The sequence below is a fragment of the Paenibacillus qinlingensis genome (assembly GCF_013204845.1).
Taxonomy (GTDB): Bacteria; Bacillota; Bacilli; order Paenibacillales; family NBRC-103111; genus Paenibacillus_E; species Paenibacillus_E qinlingensis.
In genome coordinates this window covers 184,580-199,240 of sequence record NZ_JABMKY010000004.1, presented here as the reverse complement: position 1 = coordinate 199,240, position 14,661 = coordinate 184,580, and the positions used below count along the sequence as shown (strand labels likewise).

Here is a 14,661-nt window from a genome sequence, read left to right as displayed (position 1 = left end):
CGATCAAAGCATTTTGCTCAAAAAATCGCTTCTTGTCAATGGTGACATTCCATGACAGAAAGAAGGAGGTTCACGACATGCATCTTCTTGGACATCTGGTAAGGTTTATTGTTTCGGCTTTGGTTTTAATGTTTGTAAGCTGGTTAGTTCCAGGATTTTCAGTCGGCGGGTTTTGGAGTGCATTTTTCTTGGCGCTCGTTATCGCAATCGCGGCTTGGATCATTGAAGGAATCTTCGGCAAACAAATCACTCCCTTTGGCAGAGGTATCGTAGGTTTTATAGTGAGCGCATTAGTCATTTGGGCCGCTCAATTTATTGTGACCAATGTGTCTACGAGCATGATAGGTGCCATTTTAGCTGCTTTAGTCATTGGGATCATCGACCTATTCATTCCTGTAAAAACCCCTTTCGAGCAAGGGCTCACAGGCAGAGAAGATCGTCGATAAACTTGTCAGTTTCCATAACTGATAGCTAAAGTAAAGCCAAAAAAAAGATCGGCCTGCAGCGTTCTCACTCGCCGGGCCGATCTTTTCTTTGTGGTTTCACCAGTTTGTCACTGTAATTTGGAAATAGGTCGTGTACAATAATGGGGATATCATTATATGTATACGGAGGGGTACCCATGAAAAAACTTACAATTCTTATGATGGGACTAGCAGTAATTATTGCCATCACAGCATGTGGAAACAAAGACTCCAAAACAGCAACAGAATCTTCAACAACACCAGCTGCAACAACGGCAGCCACAGGTTCACCAGCCGCTACTACTAAAGCTGCAGCAGGTGGACAAGAAGTTGTATTAAAAGCTACAAATTTTCAATTTGATAAAACCGAATATCGCATCAAAAAAGGCGAGTCTGTCACAATCACACTAGACAATTCTCAAGGTGTTCACGGAGCATCGATTAAAGAGTTTAACATCAACCTCAACAATGGTAATAAAACCGTTACTTTCACACCAGATAAAGCAGGTTCATTCCCGATTACTTGCTCCATCATGTGCGGATCTGGCCATGCGAGTATGAAAACAACTCTTATCGTTGAATAATCACTAGTTTTCTTGGTCTATTAATAAACCTTTTCACGATTCTGTGAAGAGGTTTTTTGTTTTCATCTACCTTGAAAATATCTTAAAAAATGCGGATACAAAAACACAGATAAACACGCATGCATCCATTTTTTAAACAGATCTTCTTCTGCATATTTAACGTTTCTAGACGTCCTAAAAAGGAACCTTGCTACAATACTCGTATTCTTGCGAACTCTGTTACTTTTTTCTTCACCCTTTGGTTGCTCATTATTGCCTGCTATGGACTCTTCAGTTAGCCTTTCTGTCTTAGGCTTCCCCATACGGCCATATTGCTTGTGTAAGGCTAATTGAATTTTTTCAAGTATCAACTTAGCAGTCCGATAGTTCACACTAAGTAAATTTGCAAACGCTGGAATTGAGTATGTCAACTCATCTTGGATCAATATTCGAATGGCTTTGAACCAGAGTAATAAAGGTAACTTCGATTTATGCATGACAGTACCAGCAGTAATAGATATTTGAGTCCGGCACTCCTTACATTCGAGTAAACTGCGTGTCTTTACTTTATAAAATGAATTATGATCACATCTTGGACAAGAAAACCCATTCGCCCAGCGACTTTTCATTAAGAACTGCTCACACTCTTCCTCTGATTGGAAAGCATTATTCATCGAATCTATTAGATGCATTTCCATTATCAGATTCACTCCTCCAACAGAACTTATGTTCCTATATTTATTATATCGAACATTTGTTTCCATGTAAAGAAAATAATGTTTTTTCGCGGGAGCATTTCCGATTTCCAACTTTTCTGAAGTACCTACAATACAATATAATCACAATTAAAAACATGTTTCATTACAACACTCGAGTGGCTCATATAGGGGAGGAGTACTGTAGTAGCTTAGAATTGAGGTAGATCCTCCCTGGAAGAACGAAGTGGGCGTGACTCCGTCAGACTTGCGTCCAATGCAGAAGATTCCCTACTGCTGCCTCCCGTAGGAGTCTGGGCCGTGTCTCAGTCCCCGTGTGGCCGTTCACCCTCTCAGATCGGCTACGCATCGTCGCCTCGGTGAGCCGTTACTTCACCAACTAGGTACACTCATTTGTTCATCTGATTTGTGCGTGAGAGGAATCATTTCGGGACAGGCAGCGATGGGAGCCCTACTTGGAGGGTGTATTGTGTTCTGAAATTAGATCCAACGTTTTTAGAGTCATTTGAGTAGAATGCGAAGGTGTTACCCATTGCGGAATATGACTAATTTTGTAGTTGTAGATACTTCAGAAAAAATGTTTTGCGAGGTAGTTCTTCGCCTGGCAGACCCACTTAACTCCTCGCTCTCATCCCTCATCCCTCTCGCATTATAAGGTGTCTCCCCGCAAAATAAATAGAAACTACCGCTTTTTTTAAAAAAAGGCAGTAGTTTCTATAGGGAGATTCCTTGTTTCCACAGGTCATGGAGTTTACCCGCTACTTGTGGGAGCTCGTTAATTAAATAAGGAGCTATAGATGAGCTTGCTAGAAGCTTCTGAGGGACGTCTGACGGAATGATGGTCATGACATTTACAGCAATTACAATGATCAGCAGCGCTTCCGCTAAGCCCAGTAATGCGCCGCTCCAGCGGTTAATCGTGCTTAGACCTGGGGTTTTGGCAAGAACGTTCAAGGCTCTGCCAATGACCATAAGTGCAAGTTTAACCCCAAAAAACAGGAGCGCAAAGGCTATGGCATTTAGAATATAAGTATCTAGATTGAGTCCTTTTACGATGAATTCATATTTTTGATAATTTTGATAGGTTGGTAACGAGATCGCACTCTTGAGGAACGGAGCAAGATCCTTGTAAAAATAAAACGCAACTAGATAAGCGAGAATCATACCCGAAATAGAAACGATTTGAGAGATAAATCCTCTAAAGTAGCCAATCAACAGTCCTAAGGCAATGACCGACATTAAGACGTAATCCAATGTGTTCACTGTCACTTAGGGCTACCCAATTGGACTATCAGCTTCTACAAGCTCAATCCATTCGTTATATTCAATTTGAAGCTTAGCATACTCTTCACGCAATTTCCGGTATTCCTCTTTGACTGCATGAAGTTCTTCTTGTTGAGCTTCGTCGTTCATACTCAGTTGTAGAAGTTCTTCTTTTTCCTGCTGAGCTTGACTCCAAATAAGTTCTTTCTGTTCTTCAAATTCTTGAGCTCGTGTATCTCGTTCTATCTGCATTTGTGCAAGTAATTCTTCAATTTTCCCTTGATAATGCTGAATGATCGTTGCCTTCTGTTCCTCAAGCTGTTGTTGGAACAATGCTTGTTGTTTCTGATAGTGACCTTCCAAATCACCCTTTGCCTCTTCAAACCGTTGTGCTTTTGCCTCTTCTTCTTCCTGATATAACAACGCGAGTGAGTCGATGTCCTCTTCATGAGCGCTTGCTGCTACTTCTAGCTCAGCTTGATGTTTCTGTTTAATCACATGAATCTCAGCATGGTGACCACGCACGATGGCTGCTATTTCGTTATGATTTTTCGTATTGTTTAGAGTTAATTCATCTCGGTGCTGCTTAGAGAGCGATTCCAATTCATTGTGATGTTTTTCTGAAATTGAACTCAACTCCGATTGGTGCATTTCCGAAATTGCCTGCAGTTCATTTTGATGGTTCTCAGAAATTGCACTCATTTCATTTTGGTGTTGATTGGTGAGAGAAGCAATTTCATTTTGATGATTTTCTGTCAAAGAAGCAATCTCAAAATGGTGTTCATCAATTTGAGTTGCTAATTCACTTTGGAGCTTATCCGTAATTGCGGTTAACTCCGATTGGTATTCTTCTGAAATTGTTTCAATTTCATTAAGGTGACTATCTGAAATAGCTACTAATTCTGCTTGATGCTCTTCAGTCATGGATGCGATTGTCACTTGTTGTTCTTCAGTCAGAATTGCGATTGCTTCCTGCTGTTCTTCAGTCAAGATCGCGATTGCAATTTGATGTTCCTCTGCCAAAAGCGCTATTGCAGCTTGATGCCCGTCTGTAATTGTCCCGATAGCGGACTGATGTTCTTGTCTCAAAGACGCTAGTTGGGATTGATGTTCTCGAGCCATGGAAGCTTGTACTTCCTGATGTTGCACACTTATAGATTTAATTTGTGCTTGGTACTGCTTATGGATGACGTCGATATCAGAACCGCTTTGCTTGGATAGTAATTCCAATGCTTCTTGGTGCTGAAGTTCTGCGTTTTCTTTGTCTTGCAGATGTAGCTGGATAAGTGATTGTTTCTCTTCTTGAAGCTGTTGGTTCAGACTTTCATTTTCTTTGCGATGCGCGTCTTCAATGGCAGCCAACTCAAGTTTATGCTGTTCAGCTAACTTCACAAGCTGTTGCGATTTTTGCTGTTGCGCTTGTTCAAGCTGCTTTTTGCTTTGTTGGTGCTGCTGTTTTTCTTGATCAAGCTGCTGCTTGACTTGTAGGCTTTGGCGCTTCTCTTGATCAAGCTGTTGCTTGATTTGATCAATTTGTTTATTAACTTGCTCTTGTTGTAGTTTCACTTGATCATTCTGTTGTTTCACTTGATCATTCTGTTGTTTCGCTTGTTCGATTTGTTGTTTTGCTTGATCATTTTGTTGTTTAACTTGGTCTAGCTGTTGTTTCGCTTGTTCATTCTGTTGTTTGGCTTGGTCTAGCTGTTGTTTCGTTTGATCAATCTGTTGTTTGGCTTGGTCTAGCTGTTGTTTCGTTTGATCAATCTGTTGTTTGGCTTGAACCTGCTGTTGCTTCGCTTGTTCAAGTTGTTGCTTGGCTTGGTCTAACTGTTGATTACTAAGTTCATACTTCTGTTTCATTTGCAGCATTTGCTGATTCGATTGTTCTTGTTCTTGTCTTATCTTTATTATTTCTTGCTTGTGTTGCTTTTCAAGTTCTGGGATTTGTCCCAACTTCTCATTAAGCTCAGAGAGTAAGGCTTGGTTCTTGTCATCTTCTTGCTTTAATTCGTGATGCCGTGTTGTAAGCTTCTCGTAGGCGATCTTCGTCGCTTCTTGCTCTTTCTGTACTTTGCTTAACTCTTCTAAAATTACATTCATGCGGAAGCACTCATCAGCCATGTTTACTGCAGCCAAGACAGCGATCCGCTGCGAATCCAAACGGGGGTAACCTTTGGCAATACGGAACATTTGGTCATTCACATATTCTGCAACGGCCTTCATATGGTTCGTGCTTGTATCTGCTTTGAGCTTGTATTGGTGTCCATATATATCAACAGTAATTCTTGTTTTATCTTCAGTAGTCAAATTAAAATCCTCCCTTAAGATGAAAGGCTGGCCCTATCGAGAATAATTTCGATAAGACCAGCCTATATTCCTGCAACCTATAAGGAAAGTTACACTATTTTCTTAACTCTGCCTCAAATTGTTGTTCAAGTGTTGCCACAACTTTGGCATGGAGTTCAGTTACTTCTTCATCCAGCAAAGTTCTGTCCGCATGACGGTATACAAGTGCGATTGCTACGCTCTTACGATTAGCACCAAGGCGCTCTCCTGTATAGATATCAAACACTTGGATTGACTCCAACAATTCCCCTGCAACATCTGAAATTGCTTGCTCCATAAGTCCAACTGGAACGCTTGTATTCACCACGACTGCAATATCACGACCGATAGACGGATAACGAGGTAACAGCTTATAAACTATCTCCTCACCCGCAGCTTCTAAGATAGGTGCTAATTCAACTTCAAGCACATACGTGTCGTCCAGATCACGCTGTTGTTGTGCAGTCGGATGCAGTTGGCCTACACGACCAATGACTTTTGGACCTTCAGCGGATGCAAGTAAGATCTCAGCTGTACGACCTGGGTGAAAACCTTCTGGCGCTGCTGACGTATATGTCAGACCCTTAATTCCAAGGTACTCAACTAAACGATCGAAAATCCCCTTGATATCGTAAAAATCAACAGCTTCTGACTTCTGTGCCCAGTGAGCTTGGCGTCGCTTGCCTGTCAGTACGATAGACAGTAACAGCTTTTCTTGCGGCAGAGTCGTAAGAGCCTCTTCGTCCGTAATGAAGGCTTTGCCAATTTCGAAAATGGCGACATCATCCATTGTACGATTGCGATTATAGCTAACAACATCAAGCAAATGAGGTACTAGGCTAGTGCGCAGCTGACTGCGGTCTTCGCTCATTGGCATCGCTAGTGAAATTGGCTTCGCTGCCCGATATAGACCAGGAATAGCATCTACTTGTGCTTGTGGATTCGCTTCAGTACCTGCGCTAGCGTGTGTACGCGGGTTTGTGAAGGAATACGTAATCACTTCATTCAATCCACTTTGCGTCAAAATATTCCGTGTAATCCGGCGGATGGATTGCTCTTTGGATAGTGACCCTGGCGTCGTAACGCCGGTCATCAAGGTTGTCGGGATGTTATCGTAGCCGAAGAGACGTGCTACTTCTTCGATCAAATCGACATCACGCGTAATGTCTCCGCGGCGGCTCGGGACATGCACGAGCAGCTTGCCTTCGCCAGCTTGCTCGAATGTGAAATGCAAGCGCGACAGGATTTGCCCCATCTCGGTCAGAGAAAGCGCTGTGCCGAGATAGTTGTTCACACGGTCAGCCCCAAGCTCGATGCTGACGGACTTGTGCGTTCCGCTAGCGGCTTCTACGATGCCGTCAGCGACTTTACCACCTGCGTATTGCGCAATCAGCGCAGCAGCACGGTTCAACGCCGGAATCACCGATTCCGGGTTCACTTCTTTCTCGAAGCGAAGGCTCGCTTCGGAGCGAAGACCTAACTGGCGCGATGTACGGCGCACGGAGCTGCCAGCGAACTTTGCGGATTCCAACAGGATCCGCGAAGTTCCATCGGTCACTTCGGAGTTGGCGCCGCCCATAACTCCAGCGATCGCCACAGGCTTCGTGCCGTCCGTCACGAGAAGCATGTGCGGCTCTAGAGTACGTTCCACTTCGTCGAGTGTAACGAGCTTCTCGCCAGCCTCAGCGAGTCGTACGTCGATGTGTCCGTTATTCAGCTGCTCAGCGTCAAACGCGTGAAGCGGCTGGCCGTACTCTAACATCACGAAGTTCGTGATGTCGACGATGTTGTTGATGGGGCGGATGCCCGCAGCCATCAAACGGTTCTGGATCCACAGCGGAGAAGTGCCCACGCGCACGCCTTCGATCAGGCGGGCCGCGTAGTGCGTGCACTGCTCAGTCGCTGTGATCTTTACGCTGATGCGGTCCGCAGCTTTCACGCCGGCAGTTCCTGCCGCTTGAAGAGCAGCTTCCGCATCAGGCAGCTTAACCTCGCGGCCAAGGATCGCCGCGATCTCGTAAGCAGCTCCGAGCATGCTCAAGCAATCGGAGCGGTTCGGTGTCAAGTCGAGATCCATGACTTTATCGCTAATTGCCAATACATCTAGAATGGACTGGCCAATTTCCGTATCCTCAGGCAATACCAAGATACCTTCTTGAATTTCTTTTGGAAGCAATTTGTCGTTAAGCCCTAGCTCTTTCGCAGAACAGATCATGCCTTGTGATTCCACGCCGCGCAGCTTAGCGCGTTTGATTTCCAGTCCGCCCGGAAGAACAGCGCCAATCATCGCGACAGGAACTTTTTGTCCAGCATCAATGTTTTTGGCACCACACACGATTTGCAAGTCTTCCCCTTGCCCTGCATCGATCACGCAAACGCTTAGTTTGTCGGCATCAGGATGCTTTTCTCGGGATTTTACGAACCCAACAACAACGTTAGATACACCTTTATTACGATCCTCGACGATATCCACTTCGATACCGCTGCGGGTTAATTTTTCAGCTAATTCTTCGGCTGTGAAGCCTGTTACGTCAACATATTCCGATAACCATTGATAAGAAACTTTCATGCTTTATACCCTCCTTTTCCTAATGCTTACACATGTAAAAATTGCTTTAAGAAACGCAAATCGTTCGTATAGAAATGGCGAATATCTTCGATACCATATTTCAACATAGCGATACGCTCAACACCCATGCCGAATGCGAAGCCTGTGTATTCCTTCGGATCATAGCCACCCATTTCAAGAACTCGCGGATGAACCATGCCCGCTCCGAGAATTTCCAACCAACCTGTTTGCTTACACGTACGGCAGCCTTCGCCGCCACACATTGCGCAGCTCACATCGACTTCAACGCTCGGCTCTGTGAACGGGAAGAAACTTGGACGCATGCGAATTTTGGTCGCTGGGCCATACATTTCTTGTACGAATTGAAGCAACGTCCCTTTGAGATCACTCATCCGCACATTGCGGTCAATGACGAGGCCTTCAATTTGTTGGAACATGTGAGAGTGAGTCGCATCGTCGTCATCGCGGCGGTATACTTTCCCCGGACAGATGATTTTGATCGGAACTTCACCTTTGCGCTTCTCCATTGTTCTTACTTGAACAGGGGATGTCTGTGTGCGCATCAAAATTTCTTCTGTTACATAGAAGGAATCCTGCATATCACGAGCTGGGTGATCCTTCGGCAGGTTCAACGCTTCGAAGTTGTAATAATCTTGTTCAACTTCTGGACCTTCAGCTACGGTGTAACCCATCCCGATGAAAATGTCTTCAATTTCTTGAATAACTTTACTCAAAGGATGCACAGCACCTTGCTGTGAAGGACGTCCCGGCAACGTAACGTCGATCATCTCAGCACGAAGTCTGTTTTCTGTCTCTTGCTTCGTGTATGCGGCTTGTTTCTCCTCAATAACGGACTCAATTGCTGCGCGAACATCATTCGCTACTTGCCCGATAACCGGTCTTTCTTCTGCACTTAATGCGCCCATGCCGCGAAGCACCTCAGTTAACGGTCCTTTTTTGCCCAAATATTTAACTCTTAAATCGTTCAGTTCCTGCTGACTTCCTACGCCGCTTAGCTCTTGCAGCGCTTCTTGCTTCAAAGCCTCTAACCGCTCTTTCATTGAAATCCCTCCTGAATTAGGCCTCTGAATCGCCCTTTATGAAAACACAAAAAAGACTTTCCGCTCCCTCGCAAGGGACGAAAAGCCGTGGTACCACCCTAATTAGATTCGTCTATGTACAAATAATAAATAAACGAGTCTCACTTCATTCCAGATAACGGACGATGTGTCCGGTTCCCTCTACTGAGAAGCTGATTACGGCTTCTGTTCAAAGGACTGCTCGGGAGCGAACTTCCGCAGCCTGATTCTCGGGGCCAGCTCTCAATCATCGGCTTTCCCTCCCTGTCAAGAAGCACTGCATACTCTTCTCCGTCAAAGCATTTCCACGTATATGTACCAGTTATTATATGCAAGATAGAAAGGATATGCAAGTATATCACGCCTACGTTTTCTGAAATTTTCAGAAATAACCTATTGACTTCATTCCTCGACAGGTTTATATTTCACTTAAACAATTTAAATATTATTTAATTTAATTATTATATAATTTAATTATTAGATAATTCTAACAATTTATTAGGAGGTTATGACTTGGAAGATGAATTGACTGACTATACCAATCGCTTCCGTACAGCATTTGAGATGGCGCATCGCAAATTAGCTCATGAAGTAATTACCGAAATAGACTCCGAGATAACCCCGCGGCATTTATTTATGTTAGCGATGATATCTAAAGAGAAATCTCCGAAACAATCTCAGCTTGCTGAGAAATTAGGCGTAAAGCCAAGTGCAATCACGGTCATGATAGATCGTCTTGTTCAAAGTGGGCATGTTATTCGTATGCATCATGAGACTGATCGCCGCATTGTACTCGTTGAGAATACAGCAAAAGGAGACGCCATCCTTGCTGAGGCCACTGAAATTCAAAAGAAAGTAATTGCACGCGGATTATCGCAGCTTTCTCCTGAGGAACTTCATATTTTCGTAAATGCATTCGAAAAATTTACTTCATTTTACTAATTTTATTACATCAAAGGAGTGATACAGATGGCAAATATTCAAAAAGCAGCTCCAAAGGATCTCTCGGAAGAAGCTGCACCAGAGCTCAAAAATAGGGGACTTCTCCTCACTGGCTTAATCATTGCCATGCTCTTCGGAGCTTTGGACGGTACAATCGTAGGAACAGCAATGCCGCGTATCGTCGGTGAATTCGGCGGGCTCGGACTGATGACTTGGTTAACGACAGCTTATATGCTGACTTCAACGGTTATCGTACCCATCGCGGGTAAACTGGCCGACTTAATAGGCCGCCGCGTCATTTATGTAACTGGACTCATCATCTTCATCGTTGCTTCAGCGCTTTGCGGAATGTCCCAGAACATGACGGAACTCATTTTGTTCCGCGGTCTGCAAGGTCTTGGCGGTGGTATCATGATGCCAATGGCCATTATCATTATCGGGGATTTATTCACTGGTAAACAGCGTGCTAAATGGCAAGGTGTTTTCGGAGCGATCTTTGGTTTATCCTCTGTTATCGGGCCGCAAGTTGGCGGCTGGATCGTAGATGCTTGGGACTGGCGTTGGGTGTTTTACATCAACCTGCCTGTTGGTATTCTAGCTGTTATTCTGATCTCAATTGCCTTACCGAAGCATAAATCAACAGGGAAAGTTAAATTCGATGTCCCGGGTATCGTCACGATGATTGTCGGTGTAGTGAGTTTACTTCTTGCTCTTACGTTTGGCGGAAGTGAGTATGCTTGGGGCTCTTGGCAGATTATAGGTCTGTTCGCACTAGCTGTTGTGTCTTTAGTTGCCTTCGTATTCATTGAAAGTAAAGCAGATGAGCCCATCCTTCCTGTTCGTTTGTTTAAAAATAGAACTTTCTCCACCATTAACGGAGTAGGCTTCCTGATGGCGGTTGGGATGTTCGGTGCTATTATGTTCGTTCCTCTTTTCATGCAAGGCATTGTCGGTATTAGCGCGTCAGCTTCTGGAACTGTCATGACGCCGCTCATGATTACAATGATTGCAGCCAGCGTCGTTTCTGGCCAATTGATTGATAAAATTGGTGTTCGAAGACAAATGTTCATCGGTATGATCGTCATGGCTGTTGGCTTTGTTTTCCTTAGCACAATGGGGATTTCTACTACGAAGTTGATCGCATCCAGCTACATGGTTATGCTTGGTTTAGGAATGGGTCTCGTCATGCCGATCCTAACGCTCGCTTTACAAGAAAGCTTCCCGAAATCAGAGCTAGGCGTTGTAACGTCTTCCAGCCAATTTTTCCGTCAAATCGGTGGTACCTTCGGGATGACAATACTCGGCACTATTATGAATCACAAATCAACAATTTTGCTTGAACAAAATTTAGAGCCAGTAGTGAAACAGTTCCCCGCGGAAGTAGGCACTCCGTTAATTGACATGATTCATAAGAACCCACAAACTCTCTATTCCTCCCTCTTAAGTCCAGAGGCGTTGGCTAAATTGCCAAAAGAATTAGTAGAGAGATTGCCCATCATTAAAGATGCGCTTGTTTCCTCTCTTCACCAAGTGTTTATCTACGGATTGGTATTCGTACTACTCGGCGCGATCCTTACGCTATTCGTTGGGAACATTAAGCTTTCTGACCGTAAATCGAAGAAAAAAGAAGACGGAAAAGATGATAACCAAGTTTCCCCTCATCTTGCTCACTAAAAAAAAGCTCCCTTCCTCTACATGAGGTTGGGAGCTTCTTTCCTATTAATCAATGGTCCCTATTTGACTGAGAGGAAAAATGCGAAATACGGCTTTGCCGATAATATCCTTTTCAGCTACAAAAGGGGGTGCCGGCCACAAATGTGAATCATAGCTATCGTTGCGATTATCGCCTAAGAAGAAATATTTCCCTTCCGGCACAGTCACTTGATGAAAAGTATACGCCATAGGCGCTTGGATATAGGGCTCGTCTACCTTCGCTCCATTCCTGTATAAAGCACCATCCTTGACCTCAATCGTATCACCAGGAAGGCCAATCAGACGCTTCACATAGCGATCCTCATTCCCCTCAATTGGCGGCCAAAACACAACGATATCACCAAATTCAAAGTTGGTTAATGGCTTCATTTTCTCAACAATCAACTCATCTTGTAATTGAATAGTCGGCAGCATGGAACCTGTTGGAACCGTCATTGCTTGCGCAACATACGTATTGACGACAAGTGCGATAATAATAGCAAATGCTATAGTAGGCACCCATTCTTTCAATAGGCTTAGCACATATTTTTTGATCAATGGAAACAACATCCTTTCGCCTTCACTTATTCTTATTTACACAGTAACCCATTTCTGAAAAGCTTACATTAAATTGAGATAAACTTGTACCGAAGTCATTCGAGGATGAGCGACCGCTATTCTACCCCACAAAGTGAAGATAATCTTCGAAGCAAAGTCCTATTACTTTGCGGGGACCCCGGGAGAGGTTGTTTATATCGCCAATTAGCAAGACGTTTTCGGAAACCGAAAATGTGGAAAAATAAAATGTTGTTGTATAATGAATATGGATACCTTAAATAAGGAGAGTGTTACACATGAAATATCGTAGACTTGGTAAAACAGATCTGAAAGTTTCCATCGTTGGTGTTGGCACTTGGCAATTTGGCGGTGAGTGGGGATTAAACTATACCCAAGGGGAAGCTGACGCGATTTTGGATCAAGCGGCTGAGCTTGGTATCAACTTAATTGATACGGCAGAATGCTATGGTGATCACCTTTCCGAGTCATTCATCGGTAATTATTTATCCCACCGCGATCGTGATAAGTGGGTTGTCGCGACGAAATTCGGTCATCATTTCCATGATTTATTTACACGAACTGATGAATTTAGTGCTGAATCTGTTGTCAAGCAGCTTGATGCTTCCTTACAGGCTTTACATACGGATTATATTGACTTATACCAATTCCATTCCGGACCTGATGCTTTATTCGATAATGACGATCTATGGACAACCCTTGATAAACAAGTACAGGCTGGCAAAATCCGTCACCTAGGCACGTCGATCGGCAGCAATGCCAATATTCATCAGACTGCCGCTTCTACGAAGGTGAATTCCAAAGCGATTCAAGTTGTCTACAACCGTCTGGATCGTGCGCCGGAAGATCAAGTTTTCCAATCTTGTATCGATCAAGACCTCGGCGTACTTGCACGTGTACCATTGGCCAGTGGCTATCTAAGCGGTAAATACAAGCCAGGTGCTGTATTCAGTAACACGGACGTTCGTCATCGTCACGATGCAGAAAGCGTTAAGCAGAAGCTCGAAGAAGTTCAACGCATCCAGCAAAACGAAGTCCCAGAAGGCATGGATATGGCCAAGTGGGCATTGGCTTGGTGCTTGAAGCATGATGCAGTTACTTCCGTTATTCCAGGCTGCAAAAACCCAGAGCAAGTGATTGCGAATGCCGCAGCAACAGAGCTGATCAGCGACAATCATCCGCAAGCTTGGAAAGCCTAGAGAAGAGGAAGGACTGACTTCACCATGTCTCACCAACAGCACGATGAAACTTGGAAGGCACTTCACACTCACATCGACGAATGGGTTGCTGTTAGCAAAACGCATACGTCAGAGGGGCATGTCGCTTCCTACATCCCTGAGCTAGCTAACGCTTCTGGGGATTTACTTGGAATATGTCTAATGGATAGCGAAGGGAAAACCATCTTATCCGGAGATGCTGACTTTCGTTTCACCTTGCAAAGTATTTCGAAAGTTTTTTCACTCATTCTTGCACTCATGGATAATGGCGAAGACGTTGTATTCTCCAAAGTGGGGATGGAGCCGACTGGCGATGACTTCAACTCGATGTTGAAGCTTGAGCTTATCGAGCCAGGCATCCCATTCAATCCGCTTATTAATGCCGGAGCGATTGCAATCTCTTCGCTAATCGCTGGAAATAACACAGATGAACAGGTCGATCGTATCCTGCATTTCTTCAGGGATATTGCGGATAATCCTTCGCTCGCCATTAATCAAAATGTGTTCAAATCTGAGTCAGATACCGCTCACCGCAATCGTTCTTTAGCCTATTTCCTCAAGGATAACGGTGTCTTAGACAAGGAAGTTGATGATGTCCTTCGTGTCTACTTCAGTCACTGCTCCATCGAGGTGAATTGCACGGATCTAGCCAGAATGGCGCTCGTTCTCGCGCATAACGGCGTAGATCCGATCCGCAAGCAACGTCTCATCCCGCGGCGCTTCGTGCAAATTGCTAAGACTTTCATGTTCACCTGTGGAATGTACAATGCTTCTGGCGAATTCGCCATGAATGTCGGGCTGCCTGCGAAGAGCGGCGTGTCCGGCAGCATTCTGACGATGGTGCCGGGACAATACGGCATCGGCATCGTCGGACCGGCACTGAACCGTAAAGGCAACAGCACAGCAGGTGTACACTTGCTTGGTATTCTGTCGAAGGAGTTCGACTGGAGCATGTTTTAACGCAACTACCTCCATGCTAACAAAAAAGAACCTTCCTTATTGACTTCGTTCAGTCTTGGGGAAGGTTCTTTCCTATGCGTATACCCTTATTGCATGGACTGTTTGATGCGTTGGAGGGCTTCTATCAATTCATCCACTTCATGCTCATTCAATCGAATCGTCACATAATTAGGTGAAATACCGCCGTCATTGACTTCAAGAAGAGCGGAATCATCTTTATCATCAAATTTAACGGATAGATGGTCTTTATCTAGTATTTGAATCCAAGCCATGGAAAGCCTCCTCACGATTCATT

13 protein-coding genes and 2 other annotated features are annotated in these 14,661 nt (G+C 44.3%); of the genes, 6 read left to right on the top strand and 7 right to left on the bottom strand.

All coding sequences use genetic code 11. The features are described 5' to 3' along the window. Window positions 1–77: 77 nt before the first annotated feature. Both HQN88_RS10530 and HQN88_RS10525 read left to right on the top strand, forming a co-directional pair. Window positions 78–446 carry a phage holin family protein gene (locus HQN88_RS10530; RefSeq protein ID WP_173110816.1) on the top strand — a complete coding sequence of 123 codons (369 nt, stop codon included), beginning with the start codon at window positions 78–80 and terminating at the stop codon, window positions 444–446. A 176-nt stretch (window positions 447–622) separates the two neighbouring features. Next, window positions 623–1,048, top strand: coding sequence for a cupredoxin domain-containing protein (locus HQN88_RS10525; protein WP_173110814.1), 426 nt, complete (start codon window positions 623–625; stop codon window positions 1,046–1,048). 62 nt (window positions 1,049–1,110) lie between these two features. On the opposite strand, the gene HQN88_RS10520 is transcribed toward HQN88_RS10525, so the two are convergent. The 5 genes from HQN88_RS10520 to pheS all read right to left on the bottom strand — a co-directional run bounded on the left by HQN88_RS10520 (window position 1,111) and on the right by pheS (window position 8,961). Continuing rightward, window positions 1,111–1,725 carry a transposase gene (locus tag HQN88_RS10520; RefSeq protein WP_173110812.1) on the bottom strand — a complete coding sequence of 205 codons (615 nt, stop codon included), beginning with the start codon at window positions 1,723–1,725 and terminating at the stop codon, window positions 1,111–1,113. A 250-nt stretch (window positions 1,726–1,975) separates the two neighbouring features. Then, window positions 1,976–2,218, bottom strand: a sequence feature (16S ribosomal RNA rRNA prediction is too short). A gap of 239 nt (window positions 2,219–2,457) precedes the next feature. Continuing rightward, a complete protein-coding gene (locus HQN88_RS10515) occupies window positions 2,458–3,012 on the bottom strand; it encodes a CvpA family protein (RefSeq protein WP_274318752.1) in 555 nt (184 codons plus the stop codon). 6 nt (window positions 3,013–3,018) lie between these two features. After that, window positions 3,019–5,313 carry a cell division protein ZapA gene (zapA, locus tag HQN88_RS10510; RefSeq protein ID WP_173110810.1) on the bottom strand — a complete coding sequence of 765 codons (2,295 nt, stop codon included), beginning with the start codon at window positions 5,311–5,313 and terminating at the stop codon, window positions 3,019–3,021. A 94-nt stretch (window positions 5,314–5,407) separates the two neighbouring features. Continuing rightward, on the bottom strand, window positions 5,408–7,900 hold the full coding sequence (pheT, locus tag HQN88_RS10505; protein ID WP_173110808.1) for a phenylalanine--tRNA ligase subunit beta: 2,493 nt from the start codon (window positions 7,898–7,900) through the stop codon (window positions 5,408–5,410). A gap of 26 nt (window positions 7,901–7,926) precedes the next feature. After that, on the bottom strand, window positions 7,927–8,961 hold the full coding sequence (gene pheS, locus HQN88_RS10500) for a phenylalanine--tRNA ligase subunit alpha (protein WP_068666178.1): 1,035 nt from the start codon (window positions 8,959–8,961) through the stop codon (window positions 7,927–7,929). Window positions 8,962–9,031: 70 nt separating this feature from the next. Next, window positions 9,032–9,286 (bottom strand) — a binding site (T-box leader). 206 nt (window positions 9,287–9,492) lie between these two features. Here pheS and HQN88_RS10495 point away from each other — a divergent pair. After that, window positions 9,493–9,921, top strand: coding sequence for a MarR family winged helix-turn-helix transcriptional regulator (locus HQN88_RS10495; RefSeq protein WP_173110806.1), 429 nt, complete (start codon window positions 9,493–9,495; stop codon window positions 9,919–9,921). Window positions 9,922–9,948: 27 nt separating this feature from the next. Further along, a complete protein-coding gene (locus HQN88_RS10490) occupies window positions 9,949–11,595 on the top strand; it encodes an MDR family MFS transporter (RefSeq protein WP_173110804.1) in 1,647 nt (548 codons plus the stop codon). Window positions 11,596–11,640: 45 nt separating this feature from the next. On the opposite strand, the gene lepB is transcribed toward HQN88_RS10490, so the two are convergent. Further along, the gene (gene lepB, locus HQN88_RS10485; protein WP_246320158.1) at window positions 11,641–12,171 is read right to left on the bottom strand and encodes a signal peptidase I; all 531 of its coding nucleotides are present in this window, start codon (window positions 12,169–12,171) and stop codon (window positions 11,641–11,643) included. Window positions 12,172–12,467: 296 nt separating this feature from the next. Between lepB and HQN88_RS10480 the strand changes: the two genes are divergently transcribed. Both HQN88_RS10480 and glsA read left to right on the top strand, forming a co-directional pair. Further along, on the top strand, window positions 12,468–13,388 hold the full coding sequence (locus HQN88_RS10480; RefSeq protein WP_173110800.1) for an aldo/keto reductase: 921 nt from the start codon (window positions 12,468–12,470) through the stop codon (window positions 13,386–13,388). A gap of 24 nt (window positions 13,389–13,412) precedes the next feature. After that, window positions 13,413–14,366: a glutaminase A gene (gene glsA / locus HQN88_RS10475; RefSeq protein WP_173110798.1), complete on the top strand. Its 954-nt coding sequence runs from the start codon at window positions 13,413–13,415 to the stop codon at window positions 14,364–14,366. Between the two features lie 86 nt (window positions 14,367–14,452). On the opposite strand, the gene HQN88_RS10470 is transcribed toward glsA, so the two are convergent. Next, window positions 14,453–14,638, bottom strand: a complete 186-nt coding sequence (locus tag HQN88_RS10470; protein WP_173110796.1) for a hypothetical protein — start codon at window positions 14,636–14,638, stop codon at window positions 14,453–14,455. Window positions 14,639–14,661 lie beyond the last annotated feature (23 nt).